At 70.7% G+C, this 20806-nt stretch carries 22 protein-coding genes; 10 read left to right on the forward strand and 12 right to left on the reverse strand.

Annotated elements, in window-relative coordinates; genetic code table 11:
• Positions 1-28 precede the first annotated feature (28 nt).
• From ACSHV8_RS50240 to ACSHV8_RS50250, 3 genes are all read right to left on the reverse strand, one after another.
• Positions 29-736, reverse strand: a complete 708-nt coding sequence (locus tag ACSHV8_RS50240) for a class I SAM-dependent DNA methyltransferase (protein ID WP_436527576.1) — start codon at positions 734-736, stop codon at positions 29-31.
• 13 nt (positions 737-749) lie between these two features.
• Positions 750-1604: a GNAT family N-acetyltransferase gene (locus tag ACSHV8_RS50245; protein ID WP_436527577.1), complete on the reverse strand. Its 855-nt coding sequence runs from the start codon at positions 1602-1604 to the stop codon at positions 750-752.
• Between the two features lie 77 nt (positions 1605-1681).
• On the reverse strand, positions 1682-2599 hold the full coding sequence (locus ACSHV8_RS50250) for a sigma-70 family RNA polymerase sigma factor (RefSeq protein WP_436527578.1): 918 nt from the start codon (positions 2597-2599) through the stop codon (positions 1682-1684).
• 205 nt (positions 2600-2804) lie between these two features.
• Between ACSHV8_RS50250 and ACSHV8_RS50255 the strand changes: the two genes are divergently transcribed.
• Positions 2805-3305, forward strand: a complete 501-nt coding sequence (locus ACSHV8_RS50255) for a DUF456 domain-containing protein (RefSeq protein WP_436527579.1) — start codon at positions 2805-2807, stop codon at positions 3303-3305.
• Between the two features lie 626 nt (positions 3306-3931).
• Here ACSHV8_RS50255 and ACSHV8_RS50260 read toward each other — a convergent pair.
• On the reverse strand, positions 3932-5116 hold the full coding sequence (locus ACSHV8_RS50260) for a D-alanyl-D-alanine carboxypeptidase family protein (protein ID WP_436537334.1): 1185 nt from the start codon (positions 5114-5116) through the stop codon (positions 3932-3934).
• Between the two features lie 149 nt (positions 5117-5265).
• A complete protein-coding gene (locus ACSHV8_RS50265; protein WP_436527580.1) occupies positions 5266-5697 on the reverse strand; it encodes a hypothetical protein in 432 nt (143 codons plus the stop codon).
• 200 nt (positions 5698-5897) lie between these two features.
• On the opposite strand from ACSHV8_RS50265, the gene ACSHV8_RS50270 reads away from it, so the two are divergent.
• Complete coding sequence (locus tag ACSHV8_RS50270; RefSeq protein WP_436527581.1) at positions 5898-6248, forward strand: histone-like nucleoid-structuring protein Lsr2; 351 nt, start codon at positions 5898-5900, stop codon at positions 6246-6248.
• A 66-nt stretch (positions 6249-6314) separates the two neighbouring features.
• Here ACSHV8_RS50270 and ACSHV8_RS50275 read toward each other — a convergent pair whose 3' ends face one another.
• The 4 genes from ACSHV8_RS50275 to ACSHV8_RS50290 all read right to left on the reverse strand — a co-directional run bounded on the left by ACSHV8_RS50275 (position 6315) and on the right by ACSHV8_RS50290 (position 9372).
• The gene (locus ACSHV8_RS50275) at positions 6315-7196 is read right to left on the reverse strand and encodes an LLM class flavin-dependent oxidoreductase (protein ID WP_436527582.1); all 882 of its coding nucleotides are present in this window, start codon (positions 7194-7196) and stop codon (positions 6315-6317) included.
• Positions 7197-7205: 9 nt separating this feature from the next.
• Positions 7206-7673, reverse strand: coding sequence for a MarR family transcriptional regulator (locus ACSHV8_RS50280; RefSeq protein WP_436527583.1), 468 nt, complete (start codon positions 7671-7673; stop codon positions 7206-7208).
• Between the two features lie 77 nt (positions 7674-7750).
• The gene (locus tag ACSHV8_RS50285) at positions 7751-8893 is read right to left on the reverse strand and encodes a PP2C family protein-serine/threonine phosphatase (RefSeq protein WP_436527584.1); all 1143 of its coding nucleotides are present in this window, start codon (positions 8891-8893) and stop codon (positions 7751-7753) included.
• Positions 8894-8979: 86 nt separating this feature from the next.
• Positions 8980-9372, reverse strand: coding sequence for an ATP-binding protein (locus tag ACSHV8_RS50290; protein WP_436527585.1), 393 nt, complete (start codon positions 9370-9372; stop codon positions 8980-8982).
• Between the two features lie 130 nt (positions 9373-9502).
• On the opposite strand from ACSHV8_RS50290, the gene ACSHV8_RS50295 reads away from it, so the two are divergent.
• The gene (locus ACSHV8_RS50295; protein WP_436527587.1) at positions 9503-11323 is read left to right on the forward strand and encodes a sigma-70 family RNA polymerase sigma factor; all 1821 of its coding nucleotides are present in this window, start codon (positions 9503-9505) and stop codon (positions 11321-11323) included.
• 10 nt (positions 11324-11333) lie between these two features.
• The gene (gene fgd, locus ACSHV8_RS50300; protein ID WP_436527589.1) at positions 11334-12326 is read left to right on the forward strand and encodes a glucose-6-phosphate dehydrogenase (coenzyme-F420); all 993 of its coding nucleotides are present in this window, start codon (positions 11334-11336) and stop codon (positions 12324-12326) included.
• A 29-nt stretch (positions 12327-12355) separates the two neighbouring features.
• Here fgd and ACSHV8_RS50305 read toward each other — a convergent pair whose 3' ends face one another.
• The gene (locus ACSHV8_RS50305) at positions 12356-13402 is read right to left on the reverse strand and encodes a glycosyltransferase family 2 protein (RefSeq protein ID WP_436527591.1); all 1047 of its coding nucleotides are present in this window, start codon (positions 13400-13402) and stop codon (positions 12356-12358) included.
• A gap of 200 nt (positions 13403-13602) precedes the next feature.
• On the opposite strand from ACSHV8_RS50305, the gene ACSHV8_RS50310 reads away from it, so the two are divergent.
• The 4 genes from ACSHV8_RS50310 (at position 13603) to ACSHV8_RS50325 (ending at position 15806) form a co-directional block, all read left to right on the forward strand.
• A complete protein-coding gene (locus tag ACSHV8_RS50310; protein WP_436537336.1) occupies positions 13603-14475 on the forward strand; it encodes an LLM class F420-dependent oxidoreductase in 873 nt (290 codons plus the stop codon).
• On the forward strand, positions 14472-15128 hold the full coding sequence (locus tag ACSHV8_RS50315) for an HAD family hydrolase (protein ID WP_436527593.1): 657 nt from the start codon (positions 14472-14474) through the stop codon (positions 15126-15128). Before ACSHV8_RS50310 ends, ACSHV8_RS50315 begins: the two co-directional genes overlap by 4 nt.
• 82 nt (positions 15129-15210) lie before the next feature.
• The gene (locus tag ACSHV8_RS50320; RefSeq protein ID WP_436527595.1) at positions 15211-15486 is read left to right on the forward strand and encodes a hypothetical protein; all 276 of its coding nucleotides are present in this window, start codon (positions 15211-15213) and stop codon (positions 15484-15486) included.
• Complete coding sequence (locus ACSHV8_RS50325; protein WP_436527597.1) at positions 15483-15806, forward strand: hypothetical protein; 324 nt, start codon at positions 15483-15485, stop codon at positions 15804-15806. Before ACSHV8_RS50320 ends, ACSHV8_RS50325 begins: the two co-directional genes overlap by 4 nt.
• 84 nt (positions 15807-15890) lie before the next feature.
• Here ACSHV8_RS50325 and ACSHV8_RS50330 read toward each other — a convergent pair whose 3' ends face one another.
• Together ACSHV8_RS50330 and ACSHV8_RS50335 are read right to left on the reverse strand one after the other, a co-directional pair.
• Complete coding sequence (locus tag ACSHV8_RS50330) at positions 15891-16928, reverse strand: class E sortase (protein WP_436527599.1); 1038 nt, start codon at positions 16926-16928, stop codon at positions 15891-15893.
• A gap of 271 nt (positions 16929-17199) precedes the next feature.
• Complete coding sequence (locus tag ACSHV8_RS50335; protein WP_436527601.1) at positions 17200-18363, reverse strand: FAD-dependent monooxygenase; 1164 nt, start codon at positions 18361-18363, stop codon at positions 17200-17202.
• An 81-nt stretch (positions 18364-18444) separates the two neighbouring features.
• Here ACSHV8_RS50335 and ACSHV8_RS50340 point away from each other — a divergent pair, with 81 nt between their 5' ends.
• A complete protein-coding gene (locus ACSHV8_RS50340; protein ID WP_436527603.1) occupies positions 18445-19089 on the forward strand; it encodes a TetR/AcrR family transcriptional regulator in 645 nt (214 codons plus the stop codon).
• A gap of 48 nt (positions 19090-19137) precedes the next feature.
• A complete protein-coding gene (locus tag ACSHV8_RS50345) occupies positions 19138-20793 on the forward strand; it encodes a sodium:solute symporter family protein (RefSeq protein ID WP_436527605.1) in 1656 nt (551 codons plus the stop codon).
• The last annotated feature ends 13 nt before the right edge of the window (positions 20794-20806 follow it).

The raw sequence follows: 20806 nt of genomic DNA on the forward strand, positions 1-20806 counted from the left end.
GCCGAGCCGGCCTGAGATGTCGCCCTGGTCAGGGGAGCGTCGTCGCGATGAAGACGTTCTCCCGGCCGGGGCGGTCCGGCGCGTCGCGAACCTCGAGAACCTCGAATCCCGCCGTACGCAATGATTCCTCGATCTCTTCCCGGGACCGGAATCGCAGCGTCGACTCGGACGTCAGCGTCGCCCCATCGGCGTCGAAGTGGTATTCGTAGCGAAATGACACAAGTGGCAGATCGACCGCCCCGAGCGTGAACCGCCGCTCGACGCCCGATTCTTCATCAAAAATCGGTTCATGGGCCCACTCCTCCCAGCCCCGGAACTCCGGCCGCCGAGCCTCGAACACCAGATGCCCGCCGTCGCGCAGCGCGCCCCGAATCCCCCTGAGCGCCCCCGCCCACTCCTCGTCGGTGACGAACACCTGAGCCACGTTCCCGGTCATCAAGGCCAGGTCGGCCCCGACCTCCGGCAGTTCGTCCGCCCCGGCGTGAACCCAGGTCACCGCCGCCGACTTCCCCCGGGCGACGTCGAGTGACGCCCCCGCCGGATCCGCCCCGACCACCGTGTACCCGCGCTCGGCCAGCAGCGCCGCGAAGGTCCCGGTCCCGCAGCCCACGTCGATGATCCGTTCCGGTCGCAGCGATTCCACGATCGCCAGATAGGCCGGAAGGTCCCCCCGATCACTGTCGAAGACGTCGTAGAGCGCCGCGAGTCGCGGATCGGAGAACAGGGCGTCCGGCATGCCGGGAAACTACTCAGCCCAGTTCCAGGCTGGCCACCGAATAAATTCCCCCGACGTCGATCGCCGGGCGCGGGCCGGTGTACATCCGCGCGGTCTCCGACACCGGCGTCAGCCCGGCCCGTCCGGCCAGCGCGATCCCGTCCGGGTTCACGTCGGGCACGTCCAGCACGACCTCGGTCGCCCGGCCGTCCAGGTCATCCGTGACCAGGGCGTCCAGCAGGAACGCGGCGGTCTCGGGCGAGTCCGCGTGCAGCGGCCCGATCCGGACGGCGTCGGCGGCCGGCCGCCGTACCCCGAAGCCGGCCAGTGTCCCGTCGCGCAGCGCGGCCAGGGCGTGCCGTCGCGGCGCGGAGATCCACAACGCCAGGAACGTGTCCCGGTCGGACGGGAAGAATCGCTGGTCGTAAAGCGTCAGCGCACCGAACCCGAGCTGCCGCGCGTCGACCAGCGTCAGGTCGGACGCGGTCACGTCGACCCGGGCGACGCCGCGGAACCGCACGTTGGTCCAGGCCGGCCGGAATCCGGACTTCCGGTAGTTCTCCTGCTGGGCGACCACGCCGTCGAGCCCGATGTCCCGGTTGACCAGCCGTTCCATGCCGGCCTGCCAGGTGCGCAGACCGTAGCCGTGCCCGCGGAGCCCGGGAACGGTCAGGTAGTAGCCGATGAAGCCGTGACCGACCCCGTAGCGGACCGCCGAGATCGACGTCACCGGCCGGCCGTCGAGCCGGCCCACCAGGAAGCCGCGGGGGTCGACCGGGAAGAACAGCCGTTCGTCGCCCAGCCCCGGTGTCCACCCCTCGGCGGTGGCCCACTCGGCGAGCAGGCCCATGTCGTCGAGGCTGGCCGGCGTTATGGAGAATTCGCCCATAACGTGACAATAATGTCCGTACGGGAAAAAGGCCCGGCGTCCGCAGACGCCGAGCCCTCCCGCATGGTTTTGATCCGTCAGGCGGCCTGACGCGCCCCGCGGCCGATCGCGGTGTGCCCCTGGCTGTTGGTCATCGCCAGCCGGCTGTGCATCGTCGTGTTGCTGGCGATGCTCGCGTAGTACGACGCCCGCCGGCGGGCCGTGATGCTGTCCGGGTTCTCCGGGGTCGGCGCCATCTCGGGGTCGAGGTGCGTGTTCAGGCCGTCGCGCAGCAGCGACAGCGCCTCGGCCCGCAGCTGCGACACGCGCGACTCGGTCACGCCGAGGTCCTTGGCGATGTCGGCCATCGGGCGCTCCTGCAGGAAGTACTCGGTGACCACGGTCTGCAGCCGGTCCGGCAGCGAGCCGATCGCGTGGTGCAGGTAGCCGATCTGCTCCCGGCGCAGCAGCATCTCCTCCGGGCCGGGGGTGCGCTCGGTGACCAGGTCGTCGGCGCTGCTGGTGGTGAAGCCCTGCAGCGACAGCACGGTCGCCCGCTGCACGTCGGTGTCGGTCTGGTGCAGGTCCGTGGTGGTGGTGCCGAGCGCCTGGGCCAGCTCCTCCGGCGTCGGCGTGCGGCCGAGGCTGGTGGTCAGGCTCTGCCGGGTGGTGTCGGTGCTGCGGGCCTTCGACCGCACCGAGCGGGTCGCCCAGTCCAGCGAGCGCAGCTCGTCGAGCAGGGCGCCGCGGATCCGGGTGCCGGCGAAGCGGTGGAACGGCACGCCGCGCTCCGGGTCCCAGCCGCGGGCGGCGGTGACCAGCGCGTGCAGCCCGGCGCTGGTCAGGTCGTCGCGGTGGATGTGGTTGGGGATGCGGCTGAGCATGTCCCGCACCAGGTGGCCGACGAGCGGCATGTGGGTGCGGATCAGTTCTTCCTGCTCCGCACCGGAGAGAACCGGCGTCGCGGGAGCGGTGTCGGCGGCGAGGTCGGCAGCGGTCGTCACGGTGCTGGTCATGTCGTTTCCCCCGGTTGTTGTCGGCGCCCTTGGCTGGGTGGCACCGGCTGACAGGGAGAAACTTTGAAGCTCGGAAGGTGCGGGAAAAGGTCACGGACAGTTGCTTGCCGGTTGCTCCGAAACCGGTGCCCGGTGATGCCCGTGTCGATCGGCGGGGCCGGCCTCCGCTTGAGAGTTTCCGCGGCCGTACGGCAGGGTGAGCCGCATGGATCTGAGCGACGGCGGCACAGCCGTCAACGTCATCGCCGGTGTACTGATCGTCGCCGGGGTGATCGGGGTGATCCTGCCGATCATTCCGGGACTGCTGCTGAGCTGGGCCGGAGTGCTGGTCTGGGCCCTGCTCGCGGACACCGGCGGCACGGTCAAATGGGTGATCCTGGGCGTCGCCACGGTGATCGCCGCACTCGGCCTGGTGATCAAGTTCCTGTGGCCGGGCCGCAAGCTCAAGGACTCCGGAGTGCCCCTGCCGAGCCTGCTCGTCGGCGGGATCCTCGGCCTGATCGGCTTCTTCGTGGTCCCGATCGTCGGCCTGCTCCTCGGCTTCCTGCTCGGCATCTACGCCATGGAGGCCGCGCGCCTCGGCGTCGACCAGGCCTGGCCCTCGACCCGCCGCGCCCTCGCCGCCGTCGGCCTGTCCCTGCTCGTCGAGTTCGCCGCCGCCCTCGCCATCGCCGTCGTCTGGATCTTCGGCCTGATCATCACCTAACCCAAGATCAAATTCTTTATTGCCTCGGTCCGCCGGGGTACAGACCGTCGCTCCCGCGGGGACCCTTCCGACCCTCGCAGGCCGCTGGCGCGGCCAAAACGCGAGGCCCGAAAGGGCGACGTGGTCTTCGGGTTGCGCTCAAACCAACAAACCCACCCACCCCGCGACGCCCAGCCCCACGCCCCCACGCCCAGCCCCCACGCAACCCCACAGCCCACACACCGCCCAGCCGCACCCCCTGCCCCCGGCTGGTGCTGAGGGCTGTATCCAGGCCCCCGACACAGCCCTCAGCACCAGCCGAGACCGTGACCCACGCGGTGTCCGGGCTCGGCGCGCGGGCGGCGGGGCCCAGCTGGTGCTCAGGGCTGTGTTGAGGGCCTGAGGGCAGCCGTCAGCGCCAGCTGGGATCGGGACCCGCGCGGTGGTCGGGCTCGGCGCGCGGGTGCGGGGGGCCGGCTGGTGCTGAGGGTTGTGTCGAGGGCCCGAAGGCAGCCGTCAGCGCCAGCTGAGACCGTGACCCGCGCGGTGTCCGGGCTCGGCGCGCGGGCGGCGAGGGCCAGGCTGGTGCTCAGGGCTGTGTTGAGGGTCCGAAGACAGCCGTCAGCGCCAGCTGGGGTCGGGGCTTGCTAGTCGCGGGCGAGGCGACGGCGGCGGCGCTGGACGAGGAGGAGGGAGAGGGGCATGGCGGCCAAGACCACGGCTACCGTGCCCGCGGCCAGGACGGACAGGCCACCGGACTTGGCGGCCGGCTTCGCGGCGACTCCGGCCAGGCCACCGGTGGTCGCCTTCTCCGGGGTCGCGGCCGTGGCCTGGGCCGACGCCTGCACCTCGGCCGGGGTGACCAGGTGGCCCACCGAGGAGCCCGCCGGCTGGGCGAAACCCCAGTCCAGCAGCGCCGCCCCCTGCTGCCATCCGCGGATCGGCCGGGCCTCGGCGCCGAGCAGGGTGACGACCAGGCGTCGCCCGTTGCGCTGGGCCGCGCCCACGTAGCTGTGCCGGGCGACCGTGGTGAATCCGGTCTTGCCGCCCATCGCCCCCGGGTAGTTGTAGATCAGCTTGTTCTCGTTCTGGAACTGGAAACCGCCGACCTTGGGCGATTTCTGGGCCGGCATCTGCGCGCTCTTGGTGAGCACGTATTTGCGGAAGTCTGCGTTGGCGAAGTCCACCCGGGCGATCAGCGCCAGGTCGTACGCGCTGGTGAACTGGCCCTTGCCGTCCAGGCCGGACGGTGTCACGGCGTGGGTCTGGAACGCGCCGAGCTCGGCCGCCTTCGCGTTCATCGCGGCGACCGTCTTGGCGACCCCGTCGGCGCCGCCCCCGCCGGCCATCCGGGCCAGCGCGTTGGCCGCGTCGTTGCCGGAGTTCAGCAGCAGCCCGAGCCAGAGGGTGGAGACCGGGTAGGTGCCGCCGACCACGATCCCGACGGCCGAACTGTTCTCCTCGATGTCCAGGTCGCTCTGCACGACCTTGACGTTCTGCTTCGGGTTGAGCTTGTCGATCGCGGTGGCCGCCAGCAGGGTTTTCTGCACGCTGGCGGGGGTCTGGTAGACGTGCGGGCCGCAGGCGCCGAGGACCTCGCCGCTGTCCAGGTCGGCGACGATCCACGTGGTCGCGGTGACGGCCGGCGGCTGTTTCGCCCCGGCCGGGACGATCAGCCCGTGGGTGGCCAGGTCGCCGCCGCCGACCTTCATCGCCTCGGGGTCGTCGGCCGGCGGGACCGGGCGCGGCGGGGCGCTCGGCTTGACGATCTTCGGCCGCGGGCAGGGAACCTCGGCGGCGGCCGCGTTACCGGCCCGGACCGCACCGGTCAGCCCGGAGGGAAGGCCCGCACCCGTCAGCCGCGAGGAAGAGGAAAGCCGAGAGGAAGAGGGGAGAGCCGCGCTCGCCGGCCCGGGCGGAAGGACCGCTGACGCGGAGACGAGCAGGATCGCGGCGAGGGCGGCGGCGGGGCGGGCGATCGTCACGGCCAGCGGGCTCCTGCCTCGAGTCGGCGCTCCAGCAGATGTTCCAGCGGCACGGTCTCGCCGTCGCCGCCACCGGCCCCGACGATCAGGCGCGGCATGCTCGGCGACAGGTCGGCGCCGGTGAATCGGGAACGCAGCGACGCCGGGACGGTGAGCACGTAGTACTCCCCGTCCTCGCCGACCGCGACGGACCGGTTGGACTTCAGGTACCACCCGCGTACGTGAGTCTTGTAGGTCCATCGGCCGTCGTAGGTGGTCGCGCTCAGCGGGTGGGGGGCGAGCCCGCGCTCGCCGGCCCGGCGGACGAAATCCTCGAGCAGGGTGGCCGCGTGCCGGGCCTCGGCGTTGCGCCCGGCGTCCAGCGCGGCGGCGCGACCGGCGACGGCCTGCCGGTGATGCGCCAGCCAGTCGGCGTGCTCCTCCTGCATGGCGCCGACCCTAACGTGAGGGCCGGGCCGGAGGCCAACCGGGTTTTCTCTTCGATTCGGCGCGAATGTTCTCAGCACATTCTGATAAGGGTTCCTGGCAACGGGAGCGAAGAATTGCCGGATCGTGCCGGGGAGTTGCGCCGCATGCCGTTCGGGGGCCAGACTGTCCGCGGGCGAATTGATTTCTCTCGGGAGTCGTTATGGCGCGGCAGGTAATCACCACCCTGATCGACGATCTGGACGGCAAGAAGGCGGATCGCACCGTCGAGTTCAGTCTCGACGGAGTCAGCTACACGATCGACCTTTCCGAGTCCAATGCCGGAAAGCTGCGCAAGGCACTGGATCCGTACATCAACGCGGGAACGCGCCTGGGCCGGACCGCCGCCGGTCGCATCCCGGCGCGCGGCGCGGCCCCGGCCCGGACGGCCGGCTCCCGTGACGAGAACCGGCTGATCCGCGAGTGGGCCATCAGCAACGGGCGCAAAATCTCCGAGCGGGGCCGCATTCCGCAGGAGGTCAGCAACGCCTATCGGGCCGCGCACGCCCGCTGACCCCGGGTTCCTTCCGTCCGGCGGAACCCGACGGCGGAATTGCACTTCCGTCCGAATTGGATGGTTTCAAATAGTCGCGCGCAGGCGCGGCAGCTCGGCGGCCACCGCTTCCAGTACCTTCTCGTCGCCCGCATACCAACTGGACTGGCGCGGCCAATGCGTGATCACGTCGGTGAATCCCAGAGCGGCCGCCCGGCCGGCCGCTTCCTGGAACGCGTCCACACTGCTCATCGAGAACACCGGTGACGAGTCGAGATTGAGGTATCGGTCGACCGTTTCCGGGGCCCGCCCGGCCGCGACAAGGGCGGCTTCGAAACGGTCGCGGCTCTCGGCGACCGCCCGCCACCATTCCTCGGTGGTCTCGGCCTGGGGGCCGGTGGTGACCCAGCCGTCGCCGTGCCGTGCGGCCAGTCGCAGTGCGCGCGGCCCGTTGGCGGCGATCACGAACGGTGGCCGGGGCTGCTGCACCGGCCCCGGGATGCTGCGCGCGTTCACGGCCGAGTAGTACGACCCGGACCACGTGGTCGTCGGCTGCCCCAGGATGGTGCCGAACAGTTCCAGGAACTCGGCGAACCGGTCGACCCGTTCGCGCGGGCTCAGTTCGTCCCCGCCGAGCACCGCCGAGTCGAATCCGATCCCGCCCGCGCCGAGCCCGAGGATCAGCCGGCCGCCGGAGATGTCGTCCAGCGCGGTGGCTTCCCGCGCGAAGTGCACCGGGTGCCGGAAGTTCGGGGTGGCCACGTACGTGCCGAGTTTGATCCGATCGGTGACCATGGCCGCCGCCGTGAGGGTCGGCACCGCGTCGAACCATGGGCCGTCGATCAGGTCACGCCAGCCCAGGTGGTCGTAGGTCCAGGCGTGGTCGAAGCCGAACTCCTCGGCCAGGCGCCACCGCTTGGCCGACTCGGACCAGCGCTGATCAGGAAGAATCACGATGCCGAAACGCATCCGGCCAGCCTAGGCGGTGCGGAGATCGTCTCCGGCGGAGGTGTCGGCCGGGTCGGCCGCGGCCGCCTCGAACGCCCGCAACGCCCGGACCAGGTCCTGGCGGGCGGTGACCGGCATCCGCTCCAGGACGTCGGTGAGCGCGGCCCGCCGGCGCTCCCGCAGGTCGGCCAGCAGGCGCCGGGACGCGGTGGTCAGCAGCAGGCGCACCTCGCGCCGGTCCCGCGGGTCGGCGACCCGGCGCAGCAGGCCGGTCGCCTCCAGGCGGTCGCAGAGCCGGCTGGCCGACGAGGGCACCACGTCCAGGGCTTCGGCCAGGCGGCTCATGTTGGTGTGCCGGTTCTCGGCGACGATGGTCAGCACCCGCAGCTGGGCGGGCGGGATGACCGGGGTCTGGGCCAGTCTCGCCCGTTCCAGGACAGCGGCCAGCGACTCCACCGACGACTCGATTGCCGCGGCGACATCGGTGGCGTGCTCCATGGCGTTCCCCGTCGCGAGGTCGCGGATCCCGTACAAAGAACTGCGTATTACCCCACCAGAGGTCTTACCAAACCTTGTCATCGGCGCCAATCCAGACACACGGTCACGGCGTCATCCTCCGGCTCGGTGCCTTTGTGAAACTCACGCAGGCCCCGCATCACCGTACCGACCGCCTCCCCGGCGGGCTGCAACCTAGTCCGGCGCAACGCCGTGAGCAGGGCGGATTCCCCGAATGTGGTCCCCCCTCCGGGTGCTGCCGCGTGCACCCCGTCGCTGACGACGAGCAGCCGGTCGCCCGGTTCGAGCCGGAATCGCTCGATCTCGTAGCGCGCCTCGCCGAACATGCCGAGCGGCAGCTGCTGTTCCAGCCGGACCTGTTCGACCTCGCCGCCCCGGCCGACCAGGCAGTGCGGGGATCCCGCGTCGACGGCGTCGACCCAGCCGCTGACCAGGTCGATCTCGAGCAGCAGGGTGGCCGCGTGCAGGCTGCCGCCGTAGCGGGCGTGCAGCGCGTCGGAGGCCAGTTCGGCCTGCTCGACGATGTCCGAGCCGCAGCGCCGGGCGTTGCGCATCGCGTTCACCGCGGCGGCCGTCAGCAAGGCCGCTTCCAGACCGTCGCCTGCGCCGTTGAGCACGGTGATGGTGAGTCGATCGCCGCCGAGCGCCCAGTCGAAATGGTCGCCGCGCACGTCGTACGCCGGTTCGAGCTGCCCGGCCAGCTGGAACCGGTCGTCGGTGAACGAGCGTCCGGGCAGCAGGTCCCACTGCATCTCGGCGGCCATGGTGAGCCGTTCCAGGCATTGGGCCCGGCGGTACCGGTCGGTCATCCGGTCGGCCGCGCGCAGCGCCACCGCCAGTTCGTCGGCGATGGCCCGGAGCTGGTCGGCCTGTTCCGGCTCGGGCCGCCCGGGCAGGTCGACCCGCAGCACGCCGAGCCGCTCACCCCAGCAGGAGAGCGGCAGGTGCAGGCGGGCCCGGCCGTTGATGTCGGTCTCGGTGCCCGGTCGCTGGCTGCCCAGGCAGCGCAGCGCGCCCGGGTCGCTGTCCGGCCCGGGCGGGCCGAGCAGCGGCGCGAGTCTTCGTAACGTGAGATCAGTGACCAGCACCTCGACGCGCTCGGCCGCGAAGTGCCGGCGCAGGTGGTCGGCGGTCACCTCCGGCAGACGGTCGGGCGCCGCGGCGCGCAGCAGCGCGCCGACGGGGACCGGTCGGTCGGACACCTGGACTCCTCTCGGGAACAATATTTGTTATACGGCAAATAATTGACCCATGGGCAGACCGCCATGCCGTGGGGCGGCATGAACCGTCAGGCGAAGGACTTCTCGAAGTGGATCAGCGAGCCGGTGCGCGGGCTGGACTGCATCCGCACGTTCTCGGCCAGGGCCCGGATCAGGAACAGGCCGCGGCCGTGCTCGCTGGAGTCGGCGGGCTCGGCGGCCGTGTCCGGCTCGAAGCCGTCACCGTCGTCGACGACGTCGATCGAGCAGCGGTCCTGACCGACGTCGAGGTGAACCTCGTAGCCCTGGGCGCCGGTGGCGTGCTTGACCACGTTGGCGCAGGCCTCGGTCAGGGCGATCTCCAGGTCGGAGCCGGCCTCACCGTCGATCTCGAGGGTGCTCAGCGCGCAGCGCAGGAGTCGGCGCACGGCGGGAACGCTGTCCACCTCGCGGGGAAGGTTGAGCCGAACCGACATACGCATGCCATTTTCTGTGCCCGATCGCCGCAGGGGCTAACCGTGTGGAGGGACACCGCGTCCCCGATTCGTGTTATCCATGTTCCTCGCGCCCGTCTCCCTTCCTGGCGCCCGGCGCCGGAGGAAAGGGCAGAAGATGGCGAACCAACCCGACACCGCTACGGTGGTGGCCGCGCGAGCCGGCGATCCGGTCGCGATCGACCGGCTCGTGGCCGGTTACCTCCCGCTCGTCTACACCATCGTGGGCCGGGCACTGGAGGGGCACGCCGACGTCGACGACGTCGTGCAGGAGACCATGATCCGCGTCCTGCGCAACCTCGGTGAGCTGCGCGAGCCCGAGGCGTTCCGCTCCTGGCTGGTGGCGATCACGGTGCGCCAGGTGCGCGACCGGTTCCGCCTGCGCAACGCCGCGGCCGACACCCCGCTCGACCCCGACCTGCGGGACCCGGGGGCCGACTTCACCGACCTGGCGATCACCCGCCTGGAGTTGTCCGGCCAGCGCCGGGAGACCGCCGAGGCGACCCGCTGGCTCGACGAGGAGAACCGGGAACTGCTCTCGCTGTGGTGGCTGGAGGCCTCGGGCGAGCTGACCCGCGACGAGATCGTGGACGGCACCGGGCTGAACCGGCAGCACGCCGCGGTCCGCATCCAGCGGATGAAGGGCCAGCTGGAGACCGCCCGGGCGGTGGTCCGGGCGCTGCATCGGCACCCGATCTGCCCCGAGCTGGCGGTGGTGATCGAGCCGTGGGACCACCGGCCCAACGCGCTGTGGCGCAAGCGGATCGCGCGGCACACCCGCGAGTGCCGGCTCTGTGCCCCGGCCTGGCAGGACCTGGTCGCGGCCGAGCGGCTGCTGGCCGGCCTGGCGCTGCTGGTGCCGTCGTCGACGATCACCGCCGGGCTGACCTCGGGCACGGCCGCCTCCTCGTACTCGTACGCGACCGGCAAGGCGATGGCCGGGAAACTGGCCGTCAAGGCCGGGGCCGGGGTCGCGCAGAAGGTGCTGGTCACCGCGCTTGCGGTGAGCGTGGTGGGCGGGGGCGGCGCGGCGGCGGTCTACGCGCTGAGCGCCGATAACGAGCCGGCCACGGCCGCCCCGCAGGTCATCGCCGCGCCGTCGCCGTCGGCGCTCGTGCTGCCGCCGTCACCGGCCCCGACCAGCAAGTCGCCGGCTCCCCGCCGTACGTCATCGTCGGCGAAGCCTGTGGTCCCGGTCACCGAGATCTCGGCGAAGAAGGGCGTCGGGGTCTGGAAGTTCACCGGGTCGAAGGCCGCGCTGAAGGACGTGGGCGCCGGCTGGTACTACGACTGGGCGTCGCAGAACAACGACATCCCCGGCCCGACCGGCGTCGAGTTCGTCCCGATGATCTGGGGCAAGCAGAACGTCACCAGCGCCACCCTGAAGGAGGCCAAGTCCGAGGGGAAGGTGCTGCTCGGCTTCAACGAGCCGGACATGGGCGGGCAGGCCAACATGAGCGTCGAGGACGCCCTGGCCGCCTGGCCGCAGCTCGAAGCGACCGGGATGCGCCTGGTCAGCCCGGCGGTGGCCTACGGCGGCGACACCGCCGGGGGCTGGCTCGACCGGTTCATGACCGGCGCCAAGAGCAAGGGTTACCGGGTCGACGCGATCGCCCTGCACTGGTACGGCTCGGACTTCAGTGCCGCCTCGGTCAACCAGTTCCTCGGGTACGTCGACGCGGTGCACAAGCGCTACGGCAAGCCGATCTGGATCACCGAGTTCGGCCTGATGAACTTCTCCGGCACGCCAAAGTACCCGACCGACGCGCAGAAGGTCACGTTTATCAAGGGCACCACCGCCGGCCTGGAGAAACGGTCGTTCGTCGAGCGCTACGCCTGGTTCGGTCTGCCCGCGGTCGGCGACAGCGTGGACTTCGGTCTCTACAAAGACGGCGACAGCCCCACGGAGGCGGGTAAGGCGTACCGCGCGGCGGGTTAGTCTCGGATTCATGATTCGGTTCGGGTACAAGGCGTCGGCGGAGCAGTTCGCGCCGGCTGAACTGCTCAAGTACGGGATTCTGGCCGAGGAGCTCGGCTTCGACTCGGTCTTCGTCAGCGATCACCTGCAACCGTGGCGGCACGACGGCGGCCACGCCCCGGCCGCGCTCCCGTGGCTCGGGGCGCTGGCCGCGCGGACCGAGCGGATCCTCGTCGGCACCAGCGTGCTCACGCCGACGTTCCGCTACCACCCGGCCGTGGTCGCGCAGGCGTTCGCCACCCTCGGCTGCCTGGCGCCGGGCCGCGCGATCCTCGGTGTCGGCTCCGGCGAGTCGCTCAACGAGGTGCCGCTGGGCACCGCGTGGCCGGACGGCAAGGAGCGGTTCGCCCGGCTCAAGGAGGCGGTCCTGCTGATCCAGAAGCTCTGGACCGAGGACCGGGTGACCTACGAGGGCCAGTTCTACCGGACCGAGAACGCGACGATCTACGACAAGCCCGAGACCCAGGTGCCGATCTACATCGGCGCGTCCGGGCCGGCCGCGACCCGGCTGGCCGGTCGGATCGCCGACGGGTTCATCACCACCAGCGGCAAGGGCCACGCGCTCTACACCGACACGCTGCTGCCCGCGGTCAAGGAGGGTGCGGAGAAGGGCGGCAAGAAGATCGACGACCTGGATCTGATGATCGAGGTCAAGGTCTCCTTCGACGACGACCTCGACCGCGCCCGCAACGACACCCACTACTGGGGTGCGCTGGCCCTCTCGCCCGAGGAGAAGACCGGCGTCGAGGACCCGGTCGAGATGCAGCGCCTGGCCGACGCCCTGCCGGTCGAGCGCACCGCGACCCGGTGGATCGTCTCGTCCGACCCGCGGGAGCACGCCGCCAAGGTCAAGGAATACCTGGACATGGGCTTCAACCACCTGGTCTTCCACGCGCCCGGGCCGGACCAGGAGCGCTTCCTGCGCCTCTACTCGACCGAGATCCTGCCCCGCCTGCGGGGCTGAGCGGCCTTCCGGCCGCCCGGCGATCCTGCTTATTGCTCCAGGTCGCTGGGCGGCACGGCCCGCAATTTTCCGGTACGGGATCCGCCGCCCCCTTCCCCGTTGATGACCCGCAGGTTGGGTCGCCCCTGCACGCGCCGCAGCCCCGCCCCGACGTCGCCCACCGGGTTGTCCCGCCACTGCCGGCGAACCGTGGTGGTCTCGCCGAGCGTGCGGCCCTCGCCCGCGAACCGTCGCGGCCCGAGTCGCCGCTCCCCACCGGCGGGGGCGAGCGGGACGGTCGCCGCGCCGGGCGCGACCGGAATGTGCTGCCGCCGGACCCCCGGGTTGATCATGCTCGCGTCGGTGCCGGTCCGCCGCAGCTCGTCGGCCGGGTGGCGCCCGGTCATCACCACGATGCTGTCGGCCGTCGACTCCCGGGCCGCCCGGCGCCGGTCGAAGTACTCGCCGAGCAGAGCGCGCCCGGCCTCCAGCAGCCCGGCCCGTGACGCCGGCGCGGTCCGCGGCCGGGCCACACCCGGCACCTCGGCCACGGTCAGCCCGTTCAGGGCCGCCCGCACGGTCAGCAGAGGTTCAATGTCAACACCATCTCCGCGTACGGCCTCGACGCCGGACACCCGGGGGAGCCCGGCCACCCCGGCCACGTCCCGCCAGAACGCCCGGAATCCGAAGCCGGGGTCGGTGCGCCGGACCCCGAAGAGCACCGCCATCAGCCACAGCACGATCCGCACGCCGGTCCGGGACGTGCCGGCCAGGTCCCGCCCGTCGCCGCGGAACCGGGTGCCCTGAGCCACGTCGGCGCCGTCCAGCAGCGCCCGCACGTAGCGGGGCAGCTCGGCCGGGTCGCACCCGCCGTCGCCCGGGACGGTGACCACGATGTCGCCCGTGCTCGCGGCCACCCCGCAGGCCAGCGCGTTGCCGACGCCGGTCCGGGTCTGCCGGATCACCCGGGCCGCCCGGGGCGTGGCTCTGGTGGTGTCGTCGTCCCGCCCGACCACCACGATGACCTCGTCGACCGCGGGCAGGGCAGCGAGCAGGACCGGCAGGGCAGCGGTCCCGGCCGGGATGATCACGCTCACGGACGGTGACGAGCGACGGAGTGGTGGAACGGGCATGAGGTGCGGCTCCCCAGGTCGGGTGCGGTGCTAGGGCACGAAGCTACCGGCTCGCAACCTGCTGGCAACTCATCAGTTCGGTGGATCACGATCATCTTCGCGGCCCGGTTCGGGTCGTCGGGTGCGGTCACCGTCCGTACGAAAGAGATAGGGTTTTGTCCGTGATGAAGCTTGGGCTCCACATTTCGAACTTCACCTGGCCGGACGGCCCCGCCAAGCTCGCGCCGACGCTCGCCGAGATCGCGTCGGCGGCCGACGAGGCGGGTTTCGAACGGATCAGCGTGATGGATCACGTCTGGCAGATCGGGGTCAACGGCCCGCCCGAGCTGGAGATGCTGGAGGCCTACACGGCTCTCGGTTTCCTGGCCGCGCACACCCGCCGGGCCAAGCTGCTGACCCTGGTCACCGGCGTCACCTACCGTGACCCCGGTCTGCTGGCCAAGGCGGTCACCACGCTCGACGTGCTCTCCGGGGGCCGGGCCATCCTGGGCATCGGCGCCGCGTGGAACGAGGAGGAGTCGCGCGGCCTGGGCCTGTCGTTCCCGTCGACCAAGGAGCGGTTCGAGCGGCTGGAGGAGGCGCTCAAGATCTGCCGGCAGATGTTCGACGGCGACGAAACCCCCTTCGAGGGTACGCATTACCGCCTCTCCCGCCTGCTGAACTCGCCGCTCCCGCTGGCCGCTCCGCGGGTGCCGATCCTGATCGGTGGCGCCGGCGAGAAGAAGACGCTGCTGCTGGTCGCCAAGTATGCGGACGCCTGCAACCTGTTCCCCGGCCCGGAGCTGCAGCACAAGCTGGACGTGCTGAAACGGCACTGCGACACGGTCGGGCGGGACTACGACGAGATCCAGAAGACCGTGATCTACCGGTTCGCGATCGGCGAGCGCGGGGAGAAGGTGGGCGAGGTGATCGACGACATGCGCCGGTTCGCCGCGATGGGCTTCGCGGTCACGCACGGCGGGGTCCCCGAGGCCTGGGACACCAAGAAGTTCGAGATCTTCCGGGACGAGATCATCCCGGCGGCGGAGGCCCTGTGAGCATCACGGCGATCGTCTTCGACCTGGACGGCGTGATCATCGACTCCGAGGAGGTCTGGGAGGAGGTGCGGCGCGGGTTCGTCGCCGAGCACGGCCGCGAGTTCCTCCCGGACACGCAGGACCGGATGATGGGCATGAACACCGCCGAGTGGTCGGCCCACCTGGCCGACGAGGTCGGCGTGCCGCTCCCGGCGACCGAGGTCGCGGCCGCGGTGCTGGGCCGGATGGCGGCGCGCTACGAGGAGTCGCTGCCCCTGATCCCGGGCGCGGTCGAGGCGGTCCGGGCGCTCGGGAAGCACTACCGGCTCGCGCTGGCCAGCTCGTCGGCCCGGATCCTGATCGACAAGGTGCTGGAGAAGGCCGGGATCACCGCGGAGTTCGAGGTCACGCTCTCGACCGAGGAGGTGCCGCGGGGCAAGCCGGCGCCCGACGTCTACCTGACCGCGGTCGAGCGGCTGGGTCTGACGCCCGCGGTCTGCGCGGCGATCGAGGACTCCAGCAACGGTCTGCGTTCGGCCGGCGCGGCCGGTCTGGCCGTGATCGCGGTCCCGCACGGTGTCTACCCGCCCGCCGAGGACGCGCTGGCCCAGGCCTCGCTGGTGGTCAAGTCGGTCACCGAGGTCACCCCGGAGGCGGTCGCCGCCCTTCGGTGATGCTCAGCCCGGCTGAGCATCGTGGTGGAGACGGCACGCTCGGAGGCTTCCCGGCGTATTACGCGCGTAATACGCTGGGGCCGTGGGATACGAATGGCTCGAAGTGGCCCTGCAGGCGCTGCGAGGCATCGATCCCGCCGAGGTGACACAGGTGCTCGGTGCCAGGCGACGCCGCCCGGTGCCGGCCGAGGCCGCCGGAGTGCTGCTTCTCACCGTCTGGGGGCGGACCCTGATGGGCCGGCCCCTGATCGTGGTGATTCGCCAGGTCGGCGACTTCGACTATGTCATCGTCGGAGCTCGCGAGATGGACGAGAAGCAGCTCGTGCGGTTCGAGCAGTGGGAGGCCGGTCAGTCATGAAGTCATATGCCGAGAAGGACCTGGCCGCGGCCGTGGACGCCGTGGCCAACGGTGAGATCACATTCGTGGACGGCGGCCCCACCGAGCTGCCCCCGCCGCCGGACACCGAACCCAAGGTGGTCTGCTCGTTCCGCCTCCCCGTGGAGGCGTACCAGCAGCTGCGCCAGGTCGCCACCGAGCGCGGCCTCAAACCGACCGCCCTGATGCGGGACTGGGTGCTGGCCGGGCTGGCCTCGGCCGACCGGGACCGCACGATCTCGGTCGCCGACCTGCTCCGGGTCGTCGCCGCCCTGCCCGACGCCCACCCGGACGCGGCGTAGCCCGAGCACGACCGATGTCCCCGGCCGCGCCCCGGCCCGGCGTGACCGGGCGCGACCGGTGTCCCGGCCGCGCCCGGACGCCGCCTAACCCAGCACGGCCGGAATTCCGGCTCCGGGCCGGGACTCGTCGCGGGGGGTCTTCGCGACGAGTTCGGCGTGGATGATGAGCCGCTTGGCGTGACTGCCCTTGGGCGTGCACGTCGTCAGGGTGAGCAGCGCTTTCGTCGGCGTGACGCCGGGCCGGTCGGGGACCGGGGCGACGACCTCGACCGCGCTCGGCTTGACCGTCTCGTCGCCGTAGACCTGGTACACGTACCAGAAATTCTGGGTCTCGACGCCGATCACGTCACCGGTGTTCAGCTCGTCGATCCGCCAGAACGTCTTGGGGATCCGGTGCCCGGCCACCGAGAAGTTCCCGATCTGCCCGGGCATCGCGGAACCCGGGTAGTGCCCGGGGCCGAACTTGATGTCGATGTCCCGGACGCCGTCGACGACGACCCACTCCTTGTCGAGCTTCGGGATGTAGAGCCGCCCGATCAGACTGCTTCCCGGCGCGGCCGGGCCCTTCGGCGTGGTGGCGAGCGCCGGGTTGTCCCACTGCTGGTCCAGCTCGCTCGACAGGGTGTCCTGGTGGGCCTGCACCTCGGCGCCGTTGCCCCAGATCTCGTACGCCGCGAACAGCATCACGACCAGGCCGAACGTGATCGCCAGCTCGCCCGAGACCCGGATGCCGCCCCGGATGCGCGAGGTGAGCGTCGGCCGGGTCAGCTCCGAGTAGACGCTCTGATAGCCGTCCTCGGTCTGCTTCGCCCGCAGCTTGACCACCCGCTCGCCACGTTTCGGCGCCTCGTCCGCCTCGTCCGGCTCGTCGGTCGGTGTGGTGGGGATGACGATCGCGGCGCCCAGTGCGGCGTCGGGCTCGGCGCCGGCCTTCGCGGCTTGCGCCGCCCGGCCGGGCACCGCGGACAGCAGGGCGGTGGGTTGCCGTAGCGCCTCCGGCTTCAGCGCCGCGAATTTTCCGGTCGGTGCCTGAGAGGTACGGATGACGACCGTCTCGCCGGTCAGAGCGCCGGACGCCCGGTGCCGTCCGTTCCCGGCCGGCTCTTCCTCACGCTGTTCCACGGCGACTCAGACGCCGCTCGCCCCCTTTTCGTGCACCACCCCACCCAACTTGTGATCAAAAACGCCGGCCCCGCCCCGGTCCGCGCAACCGCCCGCCTCGGCCCGCGCAACCGCCCGCCCCGGTCCGCGCAACCGCTTGCGCGAGGTCCGCGCGGTGCCGGCCCGCGGCGCGGCTCGGGGGCTCGGCTGGTGCTGAGGGCTGTCATGACGTACGGGAAAGAGCCCTCAGTGCCAGCCGGGAACCGGAAGGCGCGCAGCGGTCTTGAGCGCATCAGAGGGGGTAGGCCGGGAGCGCCAGGTTGGTGCTGCGGTCCGCCGCGAGCTTGAAGGTCAGGTTCAGGATCCACTCCTGGTTGTTCATCCAGTTGCGCATCCGGATGCCGCGCTCGGTGCGCGGGGCCAGGAACCGGCCGGTCGTGTCGCCGCCTTTCTGGGTGCCGCGGGCGAACTTGCGGATCCGCTCGGCGTAGCGCGGGAACGCGATCCGGTGGTCGCCGCCGGCCAGGGCGAGCTCGCCGGCCAGGACGTAGGCGGCGACGACGGCCGTCCCGTTGCCCTGGCCGCCGATCGTGGCACCGCAGGCGGCGTCCCCGAGCAGGGCGACGCGGCCGCGGGTCCACTCCGGGGCGTCGACCCGGCAGATCTGGTCGAAGTAGAGGTCGTCGACGCGGTCGAGCTCGTCCAGCAGGCGCGGGGCGAGCCAGCCCAGGCCGCCGAAGCGGTCGCGCAGGATCGCTTTCTGCTGGTCCGGGTCGCGGCGGTCGTAGCGCAGCTCGGGTGAGGCGAAGGCGGCGAAGACGCCGGCCCGGGACGGGTCCTGGTGGTCGCCGCCGACGCTGATCATCACGCCGGGCGCGTTGTGCAGCAGCGAGGTGCGGTCCAGGCCCCACTCGTTGGCGACGGGCCAGGTGGCGACGTAGTAACCGAGGTGCTTGACGAACTGCTCCTCACGCCCGAACGTCAGCCGGCGCACCCCGGAGTGCACCCCGTCGGCCCCGACGACCAGGTCGTACGTGCGCTCCCGGCCGGAGGCGAAGGTGACGTCGACGCCCGCCGGCGTCTCGGTCATCGCGGTGATCCGGTCGCCGAACAGGTATTCCGTCTCCTTGCCGGCGTCGCAGAGGATCCGGGCCAGGTCGCCGCGGAGCACCTCCAGATCACCACCGGCCAGCCCGGCCGGCCACTCCATCAGCCGTGCCCCGTGCTCGTCGACGAAGCGCATCGCGGTGCCGTGGGTCTCGACCGCGCGCAGCTCGCCGACGACCCCCATCTTCTCCAGGATGCCCATGTGCAGCGGGCCGCGGAAGTCGACGGCCTGGCCGCCGGTCCGCAGCTGGGGGGCGATCTCGACGATCGTCGCCCGGTGGCCGTAGCGGCCCAGCCAGTAGGCGAGGGCGGGGCCGGCGATGCTCGCGCCCGAGATCAGGACGTCCATGTCTCCTCCAACGCTTGAAACTGTGTCCATCGGACTCAGTTATTTCTGTGTACGGTAGACGCAGTTTCGGTGGAGGGCAACATGGATTTCCTGTGGCAGGAGAACTCGGGCGGCCGGCGTGGGCCGAAAAAGGCGCTGACCTTGGACGCGATCGCGGATGCGGCGATCGCGGTGGCCGACGCGGAAGGACTGGCCGCGGTCTCGATGCAGCGGGTCGCTCTTGATGTCGGCTACACCAAGATGGCGCTGTATCGGTATTTGCCGGGTAAGGCCGAATTGGTGGCCGTGATGTTGGAGCGCGGAATGGGTAGCCCGCCCGTCTTGTCCGCGGGGGACTGGCGCGCGGCACTGACCACGTGGTCCGAATCGCTCATATCCGTTTTTGTCGCTCACCCGTGGGCCATCGAAGCCTCCGCGGGCAGTCGTCCGGTCGGGCCGAATGAACTGGGCTGGATGGAAGCGGCCCTGGCCGTCCTACCCGAGGGGCTGACCGGCGCGGAGCGGATGGACACCGTCGCGGTCATCGCCGGCCAGGTCCGGGCGCTGGTCGTCCAACCCTCGGAGGGCGGCCTGATCAAGGCCATCACCGAGCACGCGGCCCGTTTCCCGGCGATCTCCGCGGCGCTGGCCGACATGGCCGTCCAGGGTGGCCACGACCAGGCGTTCCGATTCGGACTGGAGCGCATTCTGGACGGACTGGAGACGTTGATCACGCAACGCGTGTGAAACATCTTCGATTCGGGTAGGTCCGGGCCGAACCTGGGAGGTGGGCCCGTGAGCGGACTCCGGCTCGACGTCGATTTCGTCGACTATCTGATCCTCGCGATCTATTTCATCACTGTTCTGGGTGTGGGCTTCATGGCCCGGCGGGCCATCAAGAACAGCTCCGACTTCTTCCTCTCCGGCCGGTCGATGCCGGCCTGGGTGACCGGTCTGGCCTTCGTCTCGGCCAACCTGGGCGCCCTCGAGATCATCGGCATGGCCGCCAACGGCGCCCAGTACGGCATGATGACCCTGCACTACTATTGGGTCGGGGCCGTACCGGCGATGGTCTTCCTCGGCATCGTGATGATGCCGTTCTACTACGGATCCAAGGTCCGCAGCGTTCCCGAGTTCCTCCGGCGACGGTTCAACCGGCCGACCCACCTGTTCAACGCGGTCAGCTTCGCGATTGCCCAGGTGTTGATCGCGGGGGTCAACCTTTACGCTCTGGCGCTCATCCTGCAGGCGCTGCTCGGCTGGCCGCTCTGGCTGTCCATCGTGATCGGCGCGGCGATCGTGCTGTCGTACATCACGCTCGGCGGTCTCTCCTCGGCCATCTACAACGAGGTGCTGCAGTTCTTCGTGATCCTGGCCGGTCTCATCCCGATCACCATCATCGGCCTGGTCAAGGTCGGTGGCTGGCACGGCCTGGTCGAGAAGGTGCAGGCCAGCCCGATCGGCGACTCGGCCTTGCACACCTTCAGCAACACGGCGAGCAGCGACAACCCGCTCGGGGCGAACTGGATCGGGATCATCTTCGGTCTCGGTTTCGTGCTCTCCTTCGGCTACTGGACGACGAACTTCGCCGAGGTGCAGCGCGCGCTGAGCGCCAAGGACATGAGCGCGGCCCGGCGGACCCCGATCATCGGCGCGTTCCCGAAGCTGCTGATCCCCGCGGTCACCGTCATCCCCGGCCTGATCGCCCTGGTCACCGTGCAGGGGCTCGGGGCCAAGGAGGGGGACCTGACCTACAACAACGCGATCCCGCTGCTGATGCGCGACCTGCTGCCGAACGGCGTGCTCGGTGTCGCCGTCACCGGCCTGGTGGCGTCGTTCATGGCCGGCATGGCGGCCAACGTGAGCGGATTCAACACCGTCTTCACGTACGACATCTGGCAGTCCTACATCCGCAAGGACCGTCCCGACGGCTACTACCTGCGGGTGGGCCGGATCGCCACGATCGTCGGCGTGATCATCGGGATCGGGACCGCGTTCATCGCGGCCGGTTTCGACAACATCATGAACTACATCCAGGCGCTGTTCTCGCTGTTCAACGCGCCCCTGTTCGCCACGTTCATCGTCGGCATGTTCTGGAAGCGGATGTCCGCGTGGGCCGGTTTCTACTCGCTCGTGCTCGGCTTCCTCGCCTCGCTGACGCTCTACCTGGGCTACCTCGGTGACGTCTTCACGTTCAACTCCGACCTGGAGGAGAGCTTCTGGGGCGCCGGCGCCGCGTTCGTCACCGCAGTGGTGGTCGCGATCGTGGTCACCCTGTTCACCCCGCCCAAGCCCGAGGAGGAGCTGCACGGCCTGGTCTACGGCCTGGCCGGTCCGAGCACCGGCGCCGACGTGATCATCGCGGCCGACAAGGTCTGGTGGCGCAACCCGGTGCTGCTCGGCACGATCGCGGTGGTCCTGGCCGTCGTTCTCTACATCCCGTTCTGGTGAGTGAGGGTGAGCT

It is taken from the genome of Actinoplanes sp. HUAS TT8 (assembly GCF_051380535.1).
In the GTDB taxonomy this organism is placed as follows: domain Bacteria; phylum Actinomycetota; class Actinomycetes; order Mycobacteriales; family Micromonosporaceae; genus Actinoplanes.

Bases quoted from the DNA above. Each gene is read 5' to 3' on its own strand.
- ACSHV8_RS50240 (WP_436527576.1), bottom strand. From the start codon at position 736: ATGCCGGACGCCCTGTTCTCCGATCCGCGACTCGCGGCGCTCTACGAC.
- ACSHV8_RS50245 (WP_436527577.1), bottom strand. From the start codon at position 1,604: ATGGGCGAATTCTCCATAACGCCGGCCAGCCTCGACGACATGGGCCTG.
- ACSHV8_RS50250 (WP_436527578.1), bottom strand. From the start codon at position 2,599: ATGACCAGCACCGTGACGACCGCTGCCGACCTCGCCGCCGACACCGCT.
- ACSHV8_RS50255 (WP_436527579.1), top strand. From the start codon at position 2,805: ATGGATCTGAGCGACGGCGGCACAGCCGTCAACGTCATCGCCGGTGTA.
- ACSHV8_RS50265 (WP_436527580.1), bottom strand. From the start codon at position 5,697: ATGCAGGAGGAGCACGCCGACTGGCTGGCGCATCACCGGCAGGCCGTC.
- ACSHV8_RS50270 (WP_436527581.1), top strand. From the start codon at position 5,898: ATGGCGCGGCAGGTAATCACCACCCTGATCGACGATCTGGACGGCAAG.
- ACSHV8_RS50275 (WP_436527582.1), bottom strand. From the start codon at position 7,196: ATGCGTTTCGGCATCGTGATTCTTCCTGATCAGCGCTGGTCCGAGTCG.
- ACSHV8_RS50280 (WP_436527583.1), bottom strand. From the start codon at position 7,673: ATGGAGCACGCCACCGATGTCGCCGCGGCAATCGAGTCGTCGGTGGAG.
- ACSHV8_RS50290 (WP_436527585.1), bottom strand. From the start codon at position 9,372: ATGCGTATGTCGGTTCGGCTCAACCTTCCCCGCGAGGTGGACAGCGTT.
- ACSHV8_RS50295 (WP_436527587.1), top strand. From the start codon at position 9,503: ATGGCGAACCAACCCGACACCGCTACGGTGGTGGCCGCGCGAGCCGGC.
- fgd (WP_436527589.1), top strand. From the start codon at position 11,334: ATGATTCGGTTCGGGTACAAGGCGTCGGCGGAGCAGTTCGCGCCGGCT.
- ACSHV8_RS50310 (WP_436537336.1), top strand. From the start codon at position 13,603: ATGAAGCTTGGGCTCCACATTTCGAACTTCACCTGGCCGGACGGCCCC.
- ACSHV8_RS50325 (WP_436527597.1), top strand. From the start codon at position 15,483: ATGAAGTCATATGCCGAGAAGGACCTGGCCGCGGCCGTGGACGCCGTG.
- ACSHV8_RS50335 (WP_436527601.1), bottom strand. From the start codon at position 18,363: ATGGACGTCCTGATCTCGGGCGCGAGCATCGCCGGCCCCGCCCTCGCC.
- ACSHV8_RS50340 (WP_436527603.1), top strand. From the start codon at position 18,445: ATGGATTTCCTGTGGCAGGAGAACTCGGGCGGCCGGCGTGGGCCGAAA.